Below are 13999 nucleotides of genomic sequence, written 5' to 3'. Positions count from 1 at the left end.
ACCCATGCAAGACTTTGATTTCACGTCACTCAACGACGTCGCCGCCCTCGCCTCCGCCCTGCCCGGCCCCGACGAGCACGCGGCCCGTGCGGCGCGCGCGCGGCAGGACAGCCTGACGAAGCCGCCGGGATCGCTTGGGACGCTCGAGGATCTGGCGGTCTTCATGGCGGGCTGGCAGGGCGTGGAGCGTCCGCGGATCGAACAGGCGCAGGCGCTGGTCTTCGCGGGCAACCACGGCGTGTGCGCGCGCGGCGTGAACCCCTTTCCGCAGGAAGTGACGGCGCAGATGGTCGCGAACTTCAACGCGGGCGGTGCGGCGATCAACCAGCTTTGCCGCGTGGCGGGGGCAGAGTTGTCGGTCGTGGCGCTCGACCTCGATCGGCCGACGCGGGATTTCACGGCGGGTCCGGCGATGGATGAGGCCGAGTGCCTTCAGGCGATGCGCGCGGGTTGGGAGGCGGTGGACCTCGGGGCGGACGTGCTGATCCTGGGCGAGATGGGGATCGGGAATTCGACCGTCGCGGCCGCCCTCTGCGCGGCGCTCTTCGGCGGGGAGGCCTCGGACTGGGTCGGCGCGGGCACCGGGTCGGACGCGGAAGGCCGCGCCTTGAAGGCGCGCGTCGTGGCGGAGGGCCTTGCGCTGCACGGCCACCTGCCACCGCTCGGTATTCTCGCGGCCCTCGGCGGGCGCGAGCAGGCGGCCATCGCGGGCGCGGTGCTGGCGGCGCGGATCGCGCGGGTGCCGGTGATCCTGGACGGCTTCATCTGCACGGCCTCGGCAGCGCCTCTCCACGCCGCCGACCCCGCGTTCCTTTCGCATTGCCTCGTCGGTCATCGAAGCGCCGAGGCGGGGCACCGCCGGCTTCTCGAGGCGCTCGGCAAGGAGCCCGTGCTCGATTTCGCCATGCGGCTTGGCGAAGGCACAGGGGCCGCGCTGGCCCTCGGCGTCCTGCGCGCGGCTCTGGCCTGTCACGACGGGATGGCGACCTTCGCCGATGCCGGAGTGTCGGGCGGGTGAGCGACGCGCGCCAAAGGCTCGCCGAAGTGCAGGCGGCGGTCATGTTCCTGACCCGCCTGCCCGCAGGAGGCCTGCCACGACAGGTGCCGACGCTGGCGGAAGCGAGCTGGGCCTTTCCGGTTGCCGGGCTTCTGGTCGGAGGCATATCGGGCGCCGTCTTCCTCGCCACCTCCGCCCTGCCGCCCCTCGCCTCGGCCCTTCTGGCGCTCGCGACCGCAACCCTGCTGACCGGCGCGCTGCACGAAGACGGTCTCGCCGACGTCGCCGACGGCTTTGGCGGCGGACGCGACCGGGCGCGGAAGCTCGACATCATGCGCGACAGCCGGATCGGGAGCTATGGAGCGGTGGCACTGGTCCTCTGCCTCGGCCTGATCGCCAGCGGCATTGCCGAGGCCGGACGGATTGGCCTTTTCCTGGCGCTTGGCGCGGGGACGCGGGCGGCATTGCCGGCGCTTCTCGTCTGGCTGCCGCCAGCGCGCCACGATGGCCTCGGCCACAGCGCGGCGCTGTCAGGGGGATGGCGTCTTTGGGCGTCGCTCGGCATCGCGCTGGTCGTGGCTCTTCTTGCCGGAGCACTCCTGCCGCTCCTCGCGGCCTGGGCGGCGGCGGCCATCGTCGGAGTCGTCGCCCTCCGTCAGATCGGCGGGCAGACCGGCGACGTCATGGGGGCGGCGCAGAAGGCGGGCGAGGCCGCAGGCTGGCTGGCGGCGGCGGCGCTGACCTGAGCCCTTACCAGTCCGTCGAGATGAACTGCGTCTCCATGTACTCCAGCATCCCCTCGTGCCCACCCTCGCGGCCAAGGCCCGAATGCTTGGTGCCGCCAAAGGGGGCAGCCGGGTCGCTGACGAGGCCGCGGTTGAGGCCCACCATCCCGTACTCCAGCCTCTCGGAGACCTGCATCCCCTTCTTGAGGTCCCTGGTAAAGACGTAGGCCACGAGGCCGTATTCGGTGTCGTTCGCACGCCTCACCACGTCGTCGGTGTCGGTGAAGCTCTGGATCGCGGCGACGGGGCCGAAGATTTCGTCCGTCACGCAGTCGGCGTTCGGCGGGATGTTCGACAGGACGGTGGCGGGATAGAAGAAGCCCTTCCCCTCACTCCGCTCGCCGCCGAGGTGGAGTTTCGCGCCCTTTTCCAAGGCGTCCTCGACGAAGCAGGCGACCTTTTCCTGCGTGTCTCGGTCGACGAGGGGGCCGAGGTCGACGCCGTCCTCGAGACCGTTGCCGACCTTGAGCGCGCGCATCTTCGCGGTGAACTTCTCGATGAACTCGGCCTCGACCGCCTCGTGGACGAAGATGCGGTTCGCCGCCGTGCAGGCCTCGCCCCCGTTGCGCATCTTGGCGATCATGCAGCCAGCCACGGCTGCATCCACGTCGGCGTCGTCGAAGACGATGAAGGGCGCGTTGCCGCCAAGCTCCATCGCGGGCTTCAGCACGTTCGGCGCGGCGGTCTTGAGCAGCTTCACCCCCGTCTCGGTCGAGCCGGTGAAGGAGATGACGCGCACGCGGCGGTCCTGAAGCAGCGCCTCGACGATCTCGCCCGTCTTCTTCGAAGGCAGGACGTTGACGATGCCGGGGGGGACGCCCGCTTCCTCCAGGAGGTCGGCAAGGGCCAGCATGGTCAGAGGTGTCGCGGAGGCGGGCTTGACGATGACCGGACAGCCAGCGGCGAGCGCGGGCCCGATCTTGCGCGTGCCCATGGCGGCGGGGAAGTTCCAGGGCGTCACGAGGACGGCGATGCCCGCGGGCTTGTGGTGGACGACGATGCGCGCGTTGGACGAAGGCCCGCGCGTTATCATGCCCTCGTTCCGCACGGCTTCCTCGGAGAACCAGCGGAAGAACTCGGCGGCATAGGTCGCCTCGCCCTTGGCGTCGGCCTTGGCCTTTCCGTTCTCCAGCGTGATGAGCCGCGCGAAATCGTCGAGCCGCGCGGTCATCAGCTCCCAGGCCTTGCGCAACACCTCACCCCTCTCACGCGGCGGGCGAGCGGCCCAGTCGGGAAAGGCCGCTTCGGCGGCGTCCAGGGCCGCCTTCGCATCCGCCACCCCGGCCGAAGCCACGCTCGCGATCACGCTCTCGTCGAAGGGATTGAGGACGTCGAAGCGGTCGCCGTCCGCGCCGTCGCGCCATTTGCCCCCGATCCAGAGGTCGGTCTTCAGGGCGTCTTCGATCCGGTGCGTGTCGGGCATTTGGCTTCGTCCTTCAAGTCGGAGGGACGGCGGGGTCCGCCGTCCCGTCAGGGTCACTTCTGCATCGCGGCGAGTGCGTCCGCACCGCCCACGCTGTCGACATAGGCCTGCGTCACGTCCGCGACAGCGTCGGCGAAGGGCTGCGCCTCTTCCTCCGTCAGCTCGATCACGGTGTTGTCGCCCGAGTCGCGCGCGGCCTGAAGCGCCGCATCCGCAGTGGCGTTCCAGGCGGTCTCGGCGCTTTCGGACAGGCTGCGGCCGATGACGCCGTCGAGCGCGGTCTTCGCCTCGTCGGACAGCGCGTCATAGGTGCCCTGCCCCATCACCGCGTAGAACACGATCTGGCCGAGCGGCGCGCCGAGCGTGTAGCTGGACGCGACCTCGTCGAGCTTGAAGTCCGACAGCGTCGAGGCGCCGGTGAAGACGCCGTCGATCAATCCGGTCTGAAGCGCGTTGTAGACCTGGTTGATGGGCATCTGCACGGGGGTCGCGCCAAGCGCCTCGGCGACTTCGGCGGCGGTGACGCCGGCGACGCGGATCTTCAGGCCCTGAAGATCGGCGGGCGTGCGGATCTCCTTGTCCTTCATGATCATGATGTTGGGTTCGGACGTCCAGAGCGCCAGCGGCACGGTGCCCGGAAACTCGTCCTGGAAGGTGTCGAACGCGTCATACAGCGCGTCATAGCCGGTCTTGCCCTCGGGGATCACGCCCGGAAGCTCGGCGATCATGGTCTTGCCGAACTGCGACGAGGTATACCCCGGCAGACCCCAAACCATATCGGCCACGCCCTGCACGGCGCGGACGTACTGCTCGGCCGGGCCTGCGCCCAACTCTCCGCCGTGATAGCCCTTGACCGTCACCGCCCCGTTCGTGGCGGCGGAGAGATCGGCGTTCAGCTTCTCCATGACGCTTGCGTTGATGGTGTGGAACGGCGGCGTGAAGTTGGCGAACTTCAGCTCCTGCGCCACGGCGGGAAGCGTTGTCAGCGCGACGGCGGCGGCCATGAGGCCAAGGCGAATGGTCATATGGGTCCTCCCGGTTCGGTGCGGCGTTGCCCGCCGCGACTCGCCCCGGAGGATATGCGCCGCCGTGCTGCGAAGGAAAGGGCGGCGGCTTGCCATTGCCGGGGATCGGGCCTTGCATGGACAGAAGGGAATCGCGCGGGCAGACGGGGAGACGCATGGACCGGACGAACAGGATGACGGGCGCCGAGGCGATGGTGCGGATGCTTCAGGCGCATGGCGTGAAGCACATTTTCGGTCTTTGCGGCGACACCACCCTGCCGTTCTACGACGCGCTCTACCGCCTCGACCACGGGATGACGCACATCTTGACGCGCGACGAACGCTCGGCCGCCTACATGGCCGACGGATATGCCCGCGTGACAGGGCGTCCGGGCGTCTGCGAGGGGCCGTCGGGCGGCGGTGCGACCTATATCCTTCCGGGGCTCGTCGAGGCGAACGAAAGCTCGATCCCGATCCTCGCCATCACCTCGGACGTCGGCACCCGTTCGCGCGGGCACTATCCCCTGACCGAGCTCGACCAGGAGGGGCTGATGCGGCCCCTGACGAAGCACGCGCGCACTATCCAGCACGCCGACCAGGTGCCGGACGCTGTGCGAACGGCCTTCCGCGCGATGATGACGGGTCGGCCGGGTTCGGCGCACCTGGGTCTCCCGATCGACGTCCAAAGGGGCGAGGCGAACCCCGACGAGATCTGGGCCGATCCCGCGCACGCGGCCTTCCCCGCCTATCCCTCCGCACCCGATCCGACAGCGGTCGAGGCCGCGCTCGACGCGATCCTCTCGGCCCAGTTCCCGCTGGTGATCTGCGGCGGCGGCATCGTCTTGTCCCGCGCCGAGGAGGAGTTCCGCACCTTCGTCGAAACGCTCGACATCGCGGTGGCGACGACGATCTCGGGCCAGGGCTCCATCGCCGAGACGCATCCGAATTGCCTGGGCGTCGTCGGCTCGAACGGCGGCGTGGCCGAGACGCGGAGCGTCGTCGACAAGGCGGACCTCGTCGCCTTCATCGGATGCCGCGCGGGGTCGGTGACGACCGAATTGTGGCGGCACCCGAAGAAGGGCACGCGCATCGTCCACGTCGACAGCGACCCCGAGGTGATCGGAGCCTCCTACCGCACCGAGGTGGGCGTGGTGTCCGACGCGCGCCTGGCTCTCGCGGCGATGAACGACGCCCTGTCCTGCCGGGACCGGCTGCCCAGCTTCGGCGGGGCGAAGGCCATCGAGAAGCCCAAGGCGAAGAAATGGGCCGCGTTCCGCAAGCTGGCCGAGAGCGACGCCGCCCCGATCCTGCCCGAGCGCACCATCGCGACCCTGCGAAGGCTCCTCGACGACGACGCCATCGTCGTGGGCGACCCCGGAACGCCCTGCCCCTATATCTCGGCCTATTACGAGCTGAACGCGACGGGGCGGCGGCTGTTCTCGAACCGGGCGCACGGCGCGCTCGGCTATGCCCTGTCGGCGTCGGTCGGCGCCGCTGTCGGCGCGCCGGGCAAGAAGGTCGTGGGGCTGATGGGAGATGGAAGTTTCGGCTTCACCTGCGGCGAGCTGGAAACCGTGGTGCGGCTGAACCTGCCGATCACCTACATCGTCTTTTCGAACGCGGTCTACGGCTGGATCAAGGCCGGTCAGAAGACCAAGTTCGAGGAGCGCTACTACTCGGTCGATTTCGGCCGCACCGACCATGCCCGCGTGGCCGAGGCCTTTGGCGTGAAGGGGTTTACCGTCGAGGATCCCGACAAGCTGGAGCACGCCTTGCGCGACGCGCTGGCGCATCCGGGGCCAAGCCTCGTCGACATCATCAGCCAACCGCTTCAGGACGCGCACGCCCCGGTCAGCGAGTGGATCGCCTGACCCTCAGTTGACGGCCAGCGTTACGCGCACCAGCGTGCCCGCGCCCGACTTCGGCGTCTCGATCTCGACGCCGCCGCCGTAGGTGAAGGCGATCTTGCGCAGGATTGCGAGGCCCATGCCCGCGCCGGGGTCGATGTCGCGCGAGACGAGCTTCGTCATCGGGCGCATCACGTGTTCGCGCTTCGCCTCGGGGATGCCGGGCCCGTTGTCTGCGACCTCCAGCACCCAGACGCGACTCGACTGCGGGCCGCCGGTGATGCCGATCCGAGGCGCGTGCGTCGGGTGGTGACGGACGGCGTTCAGGATCAGGATCGAGAACATGCGCTGAAGGTCGGTGAGGCCCATCTGGATGTTGCCGCGATCCATGCCCACGGCGACCGACACGTCATCGTCGAGACCGAGATCGTCGATGACCTCGGCCAGCACACGCGCTGGCTGGACGGCCGCGATGGGCTGCATCCGTCCCACGCGCGAATGCTCCAGAAGGCCCGTCAGCATGAGGTCGAGCCGACAGGCGTGCGACGAGATCAGTTTCAGGTGCCGTTCCGTGGCGGCCGGCACGCGCAGCGCGGCCTTGTCCAGATCTTCGGCGATCCAGCCGGGCAGTTCCTGAAGCGCCCGCACCGAGGCGCGCAGGTCGTGGGACAGGCGATAGACCAGTTCATCGGTCTCGCTGTCGGACTGGACGACGGGAATTGTCGGGTCGAAGGAAAGGTTCGCGTTCATCGGTGTCCCTCGTCTCTGCGCCCCGCCGTCTTGCCTAGGCCGGAGCGCGTTAAGCACAGGTGAACCCGCGGGAGGGGGGACGCGAGGTCGGGCATACAGGGTTTTGCCATTAACCCTCGCCTAAGTCTGTCGGGTTAGGTTCAGCGAACCACAGTTGCAGCACAGGGACAGGACCAGCATGGCGGACCAGGCGCTGAAGATCGCCCCAGGGGCGACAGAGACCCGCGAAATGCGGATACTCGTCATCGACGACAACGAATTCGATCGCCAGCGCGTGCTGCGGCTTTGCCAGCGCGCGGGCCTCAGGTTCGAAAGCAGGGAGGCATCGACGCTGGACGAAGTGCGGCGCGCCCTTGCCGAAACCGCCTTCGACCTGATCTTCGTCGACTACCATCTCGGCGGCGAAACGGGGCTCGACGCCATCGACCTTGTCGCCTCGCATCCCAACCAGCGCGCGGCGGCGGCCGCGATGCTGGCGGGCGATGGTCAGATCGCCGTCGCGGTCGAAGCGATGCGGCGCGGCTGCTCGGACTACCTGACGAAGGCGATGATGACCGTCGAGACGCTGCAGAAATCCATCGCGACGGCCTTGGAACGCTGCATGATCGTGGCCGCCATCGACGAAGAACGCGCGACCCGCGCCGCCTTGGAACGCGCCATCCAGGAATACGCCAGCACCTGTACCGCCGAGATGCGGTCGATCCTGTCCGCCACGCTGCGGCGGGTTCGGGGCCTGAGGTCGCATGTGGCCCAGGGGACCGAGGCGCTGACGACCGGGCTCGGCGGGATCGAGCGCGACATCGACCGCCTGTGGGGCGCCCTGCCCGACTTCCGGGCCGAGGCGCGGCGGGTGACGACCATGCAGTCCGCCTCCGTCCTCCACCTCGCGCCGCCGACCTGAAAGACGCCGCAGACGCGGTCCCGCGAAAACGGCGGCGCCATGTCGCTTTCGGACGGCTGTCGCCCCTTGTAATGGGTCAAGGCGTTAGGCATCCCGGACGGGTCACATGCGCCTCCTGATTTCATTCGCGGCCCTCTTCACCTCCGTCGTGCTGTTGCAGCTCGGCGCGGGCGGGGTCGCGCCGCTCGACGCCATTTCAGGCATCGACCTGGGCTTCACCACAGCGCAGGTCGGCCTTCTGGGATCGGCGCATTTCCTGGGCTTCTTCGTCGGCTGCTGGTGGGCGCCGCGCCTGATGGGATCGGTCGGCCATTCGCGCGCCTTCGCGGCTTTCACTGCCGTCGGCACCATCGGCATCCTCAGCCACATGCTGGTCGTCGACGCCTATGCCTGGATGGTGATGCGCGGCCTGTCCGGCCTCTGCGTCGCCGGCTGCTATACCATCGTCGAAAGCTGGCTTCAGGCCAAGGTCACGAACGAGACGCGCGGCCGCGCGATGGGCATCTATCGCGTCGTCGACATCGTTGGCTCACTGGCGGCGCAGCTGATGATCTCGGTTCTCGATCCGGCGAGCTACGTCTCTTACAACATCCTCGCGATCGTCTGCTGCGCCGCGCTCGTCCCTCTCGTCCTCACGCGGGTCGAGCAGCCCGCGATCCCGGTTCCGCCCCGCCTGCGGCCGGGCCTCGCCTTCCGGCATTCCCCCCTGGCGGCGGCCGGCGTCATCTCGTCCGGCGTGACCGGCGCGGCCTTCCGCATGGTCGGACCCGTCTACGGGATCGAGGTCGGACTGTCCGTCGACACCATCGCTCTCTTCCTCGCGGCCTATGTCCTCGGCGGCGCGGTGGCACAGTATCCGGCGGGCTGGTTTGCCGACCGCTATGACCGCAGGTGGGTTCTCGTCTTCCTCTCGATCCTGACCATCGTCGCCTCGGCGGGAATGATCTTCCTTCCCGGCGCGGCCTTCGTGACGGCCGCCTTCTTCGGCTTCTCGACCTTCCCGATCTATTCGGTCGCCGCCGCACACGCCCACGACTTCGCTACGCAGGACGAACGGGTCGACCTGTCGGCGTCGCTGATGTTTCTTTATGCCGTCGGTGCCATCGCCTCGCCCTGGCTCGTCTCGACGCTGATCGAGGCTTATGGGCCCGCCGCGATGTTCATCTTCGTAGGCGCCGCGCACATCATCCTGATCGGCTTCGGCCTTCTGCGGATGCGCGTCAGGGACGCCGAGCGCAGGACGCGCTATGTCTATGCCCCCCGGACAAGCTTCGTGATCGGTCGATTGCTGGGACGCTTCCGCGACGAACGCTAGAGCGGTTCGGTCATGACCTCGGGCCCGAGGCCCTGTTCCAGCGACTGCGCGGGCCGGTCGGGAATGACCAGCATCATCGCCCCGGCGAGGCCGACGAACCCCGCGAAGAGATAGAGAAAGATCGTGTGTCCCGACATGCCATCTTCCTGCCACGCGAATGCGGCGATTCCGTGGCCGTCAGTCGTTGCGGATGACCTTCGCGAAGGTGTCGAAGATGACCCCGTTGGCGCAGATCAGCTCTCCCGTTTCGAGCGGGTCCTCGCCCCGGCGCATTCCTTCGACAAGGGCACCGGCCTCGCGCGCGATCAGAAGCCCCGCCGCGATGTCCCAGGCGTGCAGCCCGCGCTCCCAAAAGCCCTCGTAGCGGCCCGCCGCGACGTAGGCGAGGTCGAGGGCGGCCGCGCCGAACCGGCGAACGCCCGCGACGGCGGGCATCAGGCGCGCAAGGTCCTGCAGCGTCGCGGGAAGTTCACCCCGACCCGAGAAGGGGATGCCCGTCGCGAAGACAGCCTCGCCCATCTTGCGGCGGTCGCTGACGCGCAGCCGCGCCTCGTTCAACCAGGCTCCGCCACCCTTTTCGGCCACGAACATCTCGTCTTTCGAGGGGTCGAAGATCACGCCGGCGACGATCTCGCCCTTGTGCTCGAGCCCGATCGACACCGCCCAGTGCGGCAGGCCGTGAAGGAAGTTCGTGGTACCGTCGAGTGGATCGACGATCCAGCGGCGCGTCGGATCCTTGCCGTCCTCGCCGCCCGATTCCTCGCCCAGCCAGCCGTAGTTCGGCCGCGCCGCCGTCAGCTCGTCGCGCACGATCTTTTCGGCCGCGATGTCGGCGCGGCTGACGAAATCGCCCGCCCCCTTGGACGACACCTGGAGGTTCTCGACCTCGCGGAAGTCCTTGGCGAGGCTTCGGCCCGCAAGACGTGCGGCCTTGATCATGACGTTGAGATTGGCGCTTCCCTGCATGGGCGCCGTTTATTGACAAGCCGTGCGCGCTTCAACCGGAAAAGCGGGACGGCCACAGCCCGCCCCGATTATGCCGCAATCGTCAACAAATCTTTGCCAAAATCGGGAAGATCGCGGAGGATCCGCGCGGGTCGCATGAAAAGAACCGGTCGAACCGGAACGATGTCGACCGTATCAGGAGGGACGGAATGGAACAGATCATTGCTCAACTCGTGGGTGGTGCGCTTGGTGGCGCGGGTGGCGGCAAGGCCGTCAAGAGCGCCGACATGGGCAGCGTCGGCAACATGCTGGCGGGCGCGGTCGGCGGCGTGGCGGGAGGCCAGCTTCTGCTCGGCAACCTGCTTGGCGCGGGCGCCGAGGCGGCAGGCGGCGTGGACCTTGCCGCGATGGCCGGCAACCTCGTCGGCGGCGGCATCGCGGGCCTCGTCGTGCAGCTGATCGTCGGCATGATCGTCAAGAGGATGCGCGGCGCTTGAGACACCGAAGGCGGGGCGCGCCCTAAAGGTCGCCCCGCTGCATCTTGACGGGAATGCTGCGCGCAAGCCGAAGAAGATGCGCCACGAAGGGGCGCGTCGCGTCGTCGGTCCGTGTCGCGGCATAAAGACGGCGGGTCAGGCCCCGGTCCGTGATCGGCCGCGTCACGTAGTCGGAATGGTAGCGCACCTCGCGCACGACCCAGTCGGGCAGGACGGCGACGCCCCGGTTCGACGCCACCAGCAGCAGGATCACCGCCGTCAGCTCGACCTGCCGCACCGCGCGGGGCTCGACCTTTGCGGGCGTCAGAAGCTGGCTGAAGACGTCCAGCCGTGACCGCTCCACCGGATAGGTGATCAGAAGCTCGCCCCGGAAATCCTCGGCCTCGACGAAGGGCTTCGCGGCCAGCGGATGCTGGGACGAGGCGACGAAGACGGGCTCGTAGTCGAAGAGGCCCGAGAAGGTGATGCCGTCAAGCGTCTCGGGGTCCGAGGACACGACGAGGTCGACCTCCTCGCGCTGGAGCGCGGGCAGCGCGTCGAAGGCGAGACCGGGGCGGATGTCGACATCGACGTCGGGCCAGGCCTTGCGGAACTCCTCGAGCACCGGGAACAGCCACTCGAAGCAGGCGTGGCATTCGATGGCGATGTGCATCCGGCCCGACTTGCCCGACCTTAGCCCCTCGAACTCGGCCTCCATCGCCTCGAGCTCGGGCAGGATCTTCTCGGCAAGCTTCAGGAGCCGCTGACCGGCCGAGGATAGCTTCAGCGGCTTCGAGCGGCGCACGAACAGCTCTACCCCCGCCTGATCCTCGATGCCCTTTACCTGATGCGACAGGGCGGATTGCGTGATGTTCAGAAGCTCGGCGGCCTGCGTCAGACCTCCGGCCTCGTGGATCGCCCGGATGGTGCGGAGGTGGCGGAACTCAATGTGCATTATGCGGCCGGACTCATGAAGGTGATGAGAATTATGAATTTGTCTCACATGGCCTCGCGTGACACAACATCTTCAACGCATTGGAGTCCGACATGACCGCCACTGTCTCCTACGAGTTCTTCCCGCCACGCTCGGTGGACGCGTCGTTCCGCCTCTGGAACGCCGTCACCGCGCTGAAGCACACCGATCCGGCCTTCGTGTCCGTCACGTACGGCGCGGGCGGCACGACGCGGCAACTGACGCACGAAGCGGTCGAGGCGATCACGGCGCACACCGGCCTGAAGGTCGCCGCGCACCTGACCTGTGTGGACGCTACGCGAGAGGAATCGCTGGAGATCGCGCATCGTTATGCCGACGCGGGCGTGTCCCACATCGTGGCGCTTCGCGGCGATCCGCCGAAAGGCTCGCAAGGCTTCCTCCCCCATCCGCAGGGCTTCGACAGCTCGGTCGACCTCGTCCGCGCGCTGGCCGACACCGGGCGTTTCGAGATCACCGTGGGCGCCTACCCGGACCCGCACCCCGAGGCGGGCTCGGGCGATGCCGACGTCGAGTGGCTGAAGCGCAAGGTGGATGCGGGCGCCACCCGCGCGATCACCCAGTTCTTCTTCGAGGCCGACACCTTCTTCCGCTTCCGCGACCGCTGCGTGAAGGCGGGGATCGAGGCCGAGATCCTGCCGGGCATCCTGCCGATCCAGTCGTGGAAGGGCGCGCACGCCTTCGCCTCCCGCTGCGGCGCGCATATTCCCGAAAAGCTCGTCCACGGCTTCGAGACCGCCGAACGCGACGGGCGGACCGAGCTATACGCGACCGCCGTCTGCACCCAGCTTTGCGATCACCTGCTGCAAGGCGGCGCATCGCACCTGCACTTCTACACGCTCAACGACCCTCACATGACGCGCGACGTGGTTCACGCCCTTGGCCTGGCGCCCGAGACCGCGCTCGAGAAGGTGGCCTGAGCCCTTGCGCACGTCGCGGGCCCGTCTAGGCTCGTGTCCATGAGCATGGACGTCATCACCTCGATGTCGGGGCTGGATTACATGCGGGGCGTCCTGAACGGCTCTCTGCCACACGCCCCCATTCTCGAGCACTTCGGCTTTCGCGTGACCGAGGCCGAGGAGGGCCGCGTCAGCTTCGAGGGCACGCCGGAGGCGCATCACCTGAACCCGATGCAGAGCATCCACGGCGGGTGGTATGGCGCGATACTCGATTCCGCACTGGGTTGCGCGGTGATGTCGAAGCTGCCGAAGGGCACGATCTACACGACGCTGGAATACAAGGTGAACCTGATCCGCGCGATCCGGCCGGGTCAGGCCATGCGCGCCAGTGCCACGGCTGGTCACGTCGGACGGTCGACGGGTGTGGCCACGGCCGAGCTCTACGGTGTCGAGGACGGTCGGCTCTATGCGACCGCGTCGACCACCTGCCTTGTCATGTCGCTTCCCGAGCAGGGTTGAGGTCAGCCGCCACCGCGCGGGCGCGGCGCGACCGGCCAAGCGCGGAAGGGTGAATGGACTCGGATCCGTCCGCGCCCACGACACGCCGCTTCCGCGCCAGAAAGAACTTGCCCCAACCGCGCCAGGTGCCGACGGACGGCGCGTCCGGATCGATCTGAATGCGCGAACGCCATTCGGACGGCAGAGGCAGGTCGCACCGTTCCAGACGCTCAAGCATCCACAGAAGCGGGATGTTCGACAGCGGCCGCGCCGGATCGAAGCCGGCAAGCTGGCCGCCGACGTCGCCGTGGCTACCCCGGAACCAGACCTGCTCGACCTCGCCATCGAACTCATTAGGTGTGTCCCAGAGGACAGGGGCGAACGCCTCGCGCGTCTCGTCGAGCGCGAGGGCGTGATAGCCGCGCCGGACATGGCGGCCCAGGTGGTGGTGATGGAACGAGTGCTTGACCTCGGCCCACTTCCAGACGAAGGGCGCACGGAAGCCGAGAGACTTCACGGTGTCGAAAAGGCCCAGAACCTCGATCGGGGTATCGTCGTGGCAGTATTCGCGCGTGAACTCGGCGCAGACCTCCGACACGGTGTCCGCCTGATAGTGCTTCCAGGCCTCGTTCACCATCCGCTCGGTTGCCTGCTCGGGGCGCAGAAGGCCCACCTGCCCGATGACGCCCGCCAGCGACCGCGCCGCATAGGCGCCGCGCGAGTAGCCGATGAGGAAGATCCGGTCGCCCGGCCGATAGCGCGAGGCAAGCCAGCCATAGACCCGCCGGATCTGGCGGTTGATGCCGCGCCCCTCGATGATGTCGAGCGTCTTCGACCAGTCCTCCCACTGCGTCCCGGCCTCGTAGAGAAGGCCGAGGCGACGCGTGCGCGAGGCTTCTTCAAGCAGCTTGTAGATGAGGCCCACGTTCGTCTCGGCGCCCTCGTCCAGCGTGGACATGGTGCCGTCGAGAAGAACGACATGGTCGACGGGGTCGCGGGTGTGCGGCTGGACCGATCGTTCGGTGCGGCGGAAAAAGCCGAGAAGACCGCTAAGACGCTCGCCCCACCCCATCAGACGCCACTCACACAATACCGGGCCATGTCCTGAAGATAGGACGGCAGTCTAAATTTTTCCACGACTGCCTGCGTCGCGGAAAAGAAACTTTTC

General features: G+C 68.0%; 15 protein-coding genes. 8 read left to right on the top strand and 7 right to left on the bottom strand.

Annotated elements, in window-relative coordinates:
* The first annotated feature begins 4 nt into the window (after positions 1-4).
* On the top strand, positions 5-1018 hold the full coding sequence (cobT, locus tag EF888_RS09200; protein ID WP_109758716.1) for a nicotinate-nucleotide--dimethylbenzimidazole phosphoribosyltransferase: 1014 nt from the start codon (positions 5-7) through the stop codon (positions 1016-1018).
* The gene (gene cobS, locus EF888_RS09195) at positions 1015-1743 is read left to right on the top strand and encodes an adenosylcobinamide-GDP ribazoletransferase (protein WP_109758715.1); all 729 of its coding nucleotides are present in this window, start codon (positions 1015-1017) and stop codon (positions 1741-1743) included. The genes cobT and cobS overlap by 4 nt, the downstream gene beginning before the upstream one ends.
* A gap of 4 nt (positions 1744-1747) precedes the next feature.
* Here cobS and EF888_RS09190 read toward each other — a convergent pair whose 3' ends face one another.
* Both EF888_RS09190 and EF888_RS09185 read right to left on the bottom strand, forming a co-directional pair.
* A complete protein-coding gene (locus EF888_RS09190) occupies positions 1748-3205 on the bottom strand; it encodes an NAD-dependent succinate-semialdehyde dehydrogenase (protein ID WP_109758714.1) in 1458 nt (485 codons plus the stop codon).
* A 53-nt stretch (positions 3206-3258) separates the two neighbouring features.
* A complete protein-coding gene (locus tag EF888_RS09185; protein WP_109758713.1) occupies positions 3259-4230 on the bottom strand; it encodes a TRAP transporter substrate-binding protein in 972 nt (323 codons plus the stop codon).
* Positions 4231-4385: 155 nt separating this feature from the next.
* Here EF888_RS09185 and EF888_RS09180 point away from each other — a divergent pair, with 155 nt between their 5' ends.
* Complete coding sequence (locus tag EF888_RS09180; protein WP_109758712.1) at positions 4386-6080, top strand: thiamine pyrophosphate-binding protein; 1695 nt, start codon at positions 4386-4388, stop codon at positions 6078-6080.
* Positions 6081-6083: 3 nt separating this feature from the next.
* Here EF888_RS09180 and EF888_RS09175 read toward each other — a convergent pair whose 3' ends face one another.
* Positions 6084-6806 carry a sensor histidine kinase gene (locus EF888_RS09175; RefSeq protein WP_109758711.1) on the bottom strand — a complete coding sequence of 241 codons (723 nt, stop codon included), beginning with the start codon at positions 6804-6806 and terminating at the stop codon, positions 6084-6086.
* 178 nt (positions 6807-6984) lie between these two features.
* Between EF888_RS09175 and EF888_RS09170 the strand changes: the two genes are divergently transcribed.
* Complete coding sequence (locus EF888_RS09170; RefSeq protein WP_109758710.1) at positions 6985-7707, top strand: response regulator; 723 nt, start codon at positions 6985-6987, stop codon at positions 7705-7707.
* Positions 7708-7813: 106 nt separating this feature from the next.
* The gene (locus tag EF888_RS09165) at positions 7814-9022 is read left to right on the top strand and encodes an MFS transporter (RefSeq protein WP_109758709.1); all 1209 of its coding nucleotides are present in this window, start codon (positions 7814-7816) and stop codon (positions 9020-9022) included.
* On the opposite strand, the gene EF888_RS21770 is transcribed toward EF888_RS09165, so the two are convergent.
* On the bottom strand, positions 9019-9159 hold the full coding sequence (locus tag EF888_RS21770; RefSeq protein WP_164721634.1) for a hypothetical protein: 141 nt from the start codon (positions 9157-9159) through the stop codon (positions 9019-9021). The genes EF888_RS09165 and EF888_RS21770 overlap by 4 nt on opposite strands.
* A gap of 40 nt (positions 9160-9199) precedes the next feature.
* Positions 9200-9988 carry an inositol monophosphatase family protein gene (locus EF888_RS09160; protein WP_109758708.1) on the bottom strand — a complete coding sequence of 263 codons (789 nt, stop codon included), beginning with the start codon at positions 9986-9988 and terminating at the stop codon, positions 9200-9202.
* A gap of 188 nt (positions 9989-10176) precedes the next feature.
* Here EF888_RS09160 and EF888_RS09155 point away from each other — a divergent pair, with 188 nt between their 5' ends.
* A complete protein-coding gene (locus EF888_RS09155; protein WP_109758707.1) occupies positions 10177-10464 on the top strand; it encodes a hypothetical protein in 288 nt (95 codons plus the stop codon).
* Positions 10465-10486: 22 nt separating this feature from the next.
* Here the strand turns inward: EF888_RS09155 and EF888_RS09150 are convergent, their stop codons facing one another.
* Positions 10487-11398, bottom strand: coding sequence for a LysR family transcriptional regulator (locus tag EF888_RS09150; protein WP_109758706.1), 912 nt, complete (start codon positions 11396-11398; stop codon positions 10487-10489).
* Positions 11399-11490: 92 nt separating this feature from the next.
* Between EF888_RS09150 and metF the strand changes: the two genes are divergently transcribed.
* A complete protein-coding gene (gene metF, locus EF888_RS09145; RefSeq protein WP_109758705.1) occupies positions 11491-12354 on the top strand; it encodes a methylenetetrahydrofolate reductase [NAD(P)H] in 864 nt (287 codons plus the stop codon).
* A gap of 39 nt (positions 12355-12393) precedes the next feature.
* Positions 12394-12852 carry a PaaI family thioesterase gene (locus tag EF888_RS09140; RefSeq protein ID WP_109758704.1) on the top strand — a complete coding sequence of 153 codons (459 nt, stop codon included), beginning with the start codon at positions 12394-12396 and terminating at the stop codon, positions 12850-12852.
* On the opposite strand, the gene EF888_RS09135 is transcribed toward EF888_RS09140, so the two are convergent.
* The gene (locus EF888_RS09135) at positions 12827-13921 is read right to left on the bottom strand and encodes a DUF2235 domain-containing protein (protein ID WP_420902664.1); all 1095 of its coding nucleotides are present in this window, start codon (positions 13919-13921) and stop codon (positions 12827-12829) included. The genes EF888_RS09140 and EF888_RS09135 overlap by 26 nt on opposite strands.
* Between the last annotated feature and the right edge of the window lie 78 nt (positions 13922-13999).

This window comes from Silicimonas algicola (genome assembly GCF_003970735.1).
Taxonomy (GTDB): Bacteria; Pseudomonadota; Alphaproteobacteria; order Rhodobacterales; family Rhodobacteraceae; genus Silicimonas; species Silicimonas algicola.
The sequence above is the reverse complement of the archived record's forward strand: the minus strand, read 5'-3'. Positions and strand labels throughout refer to the sequence as shown.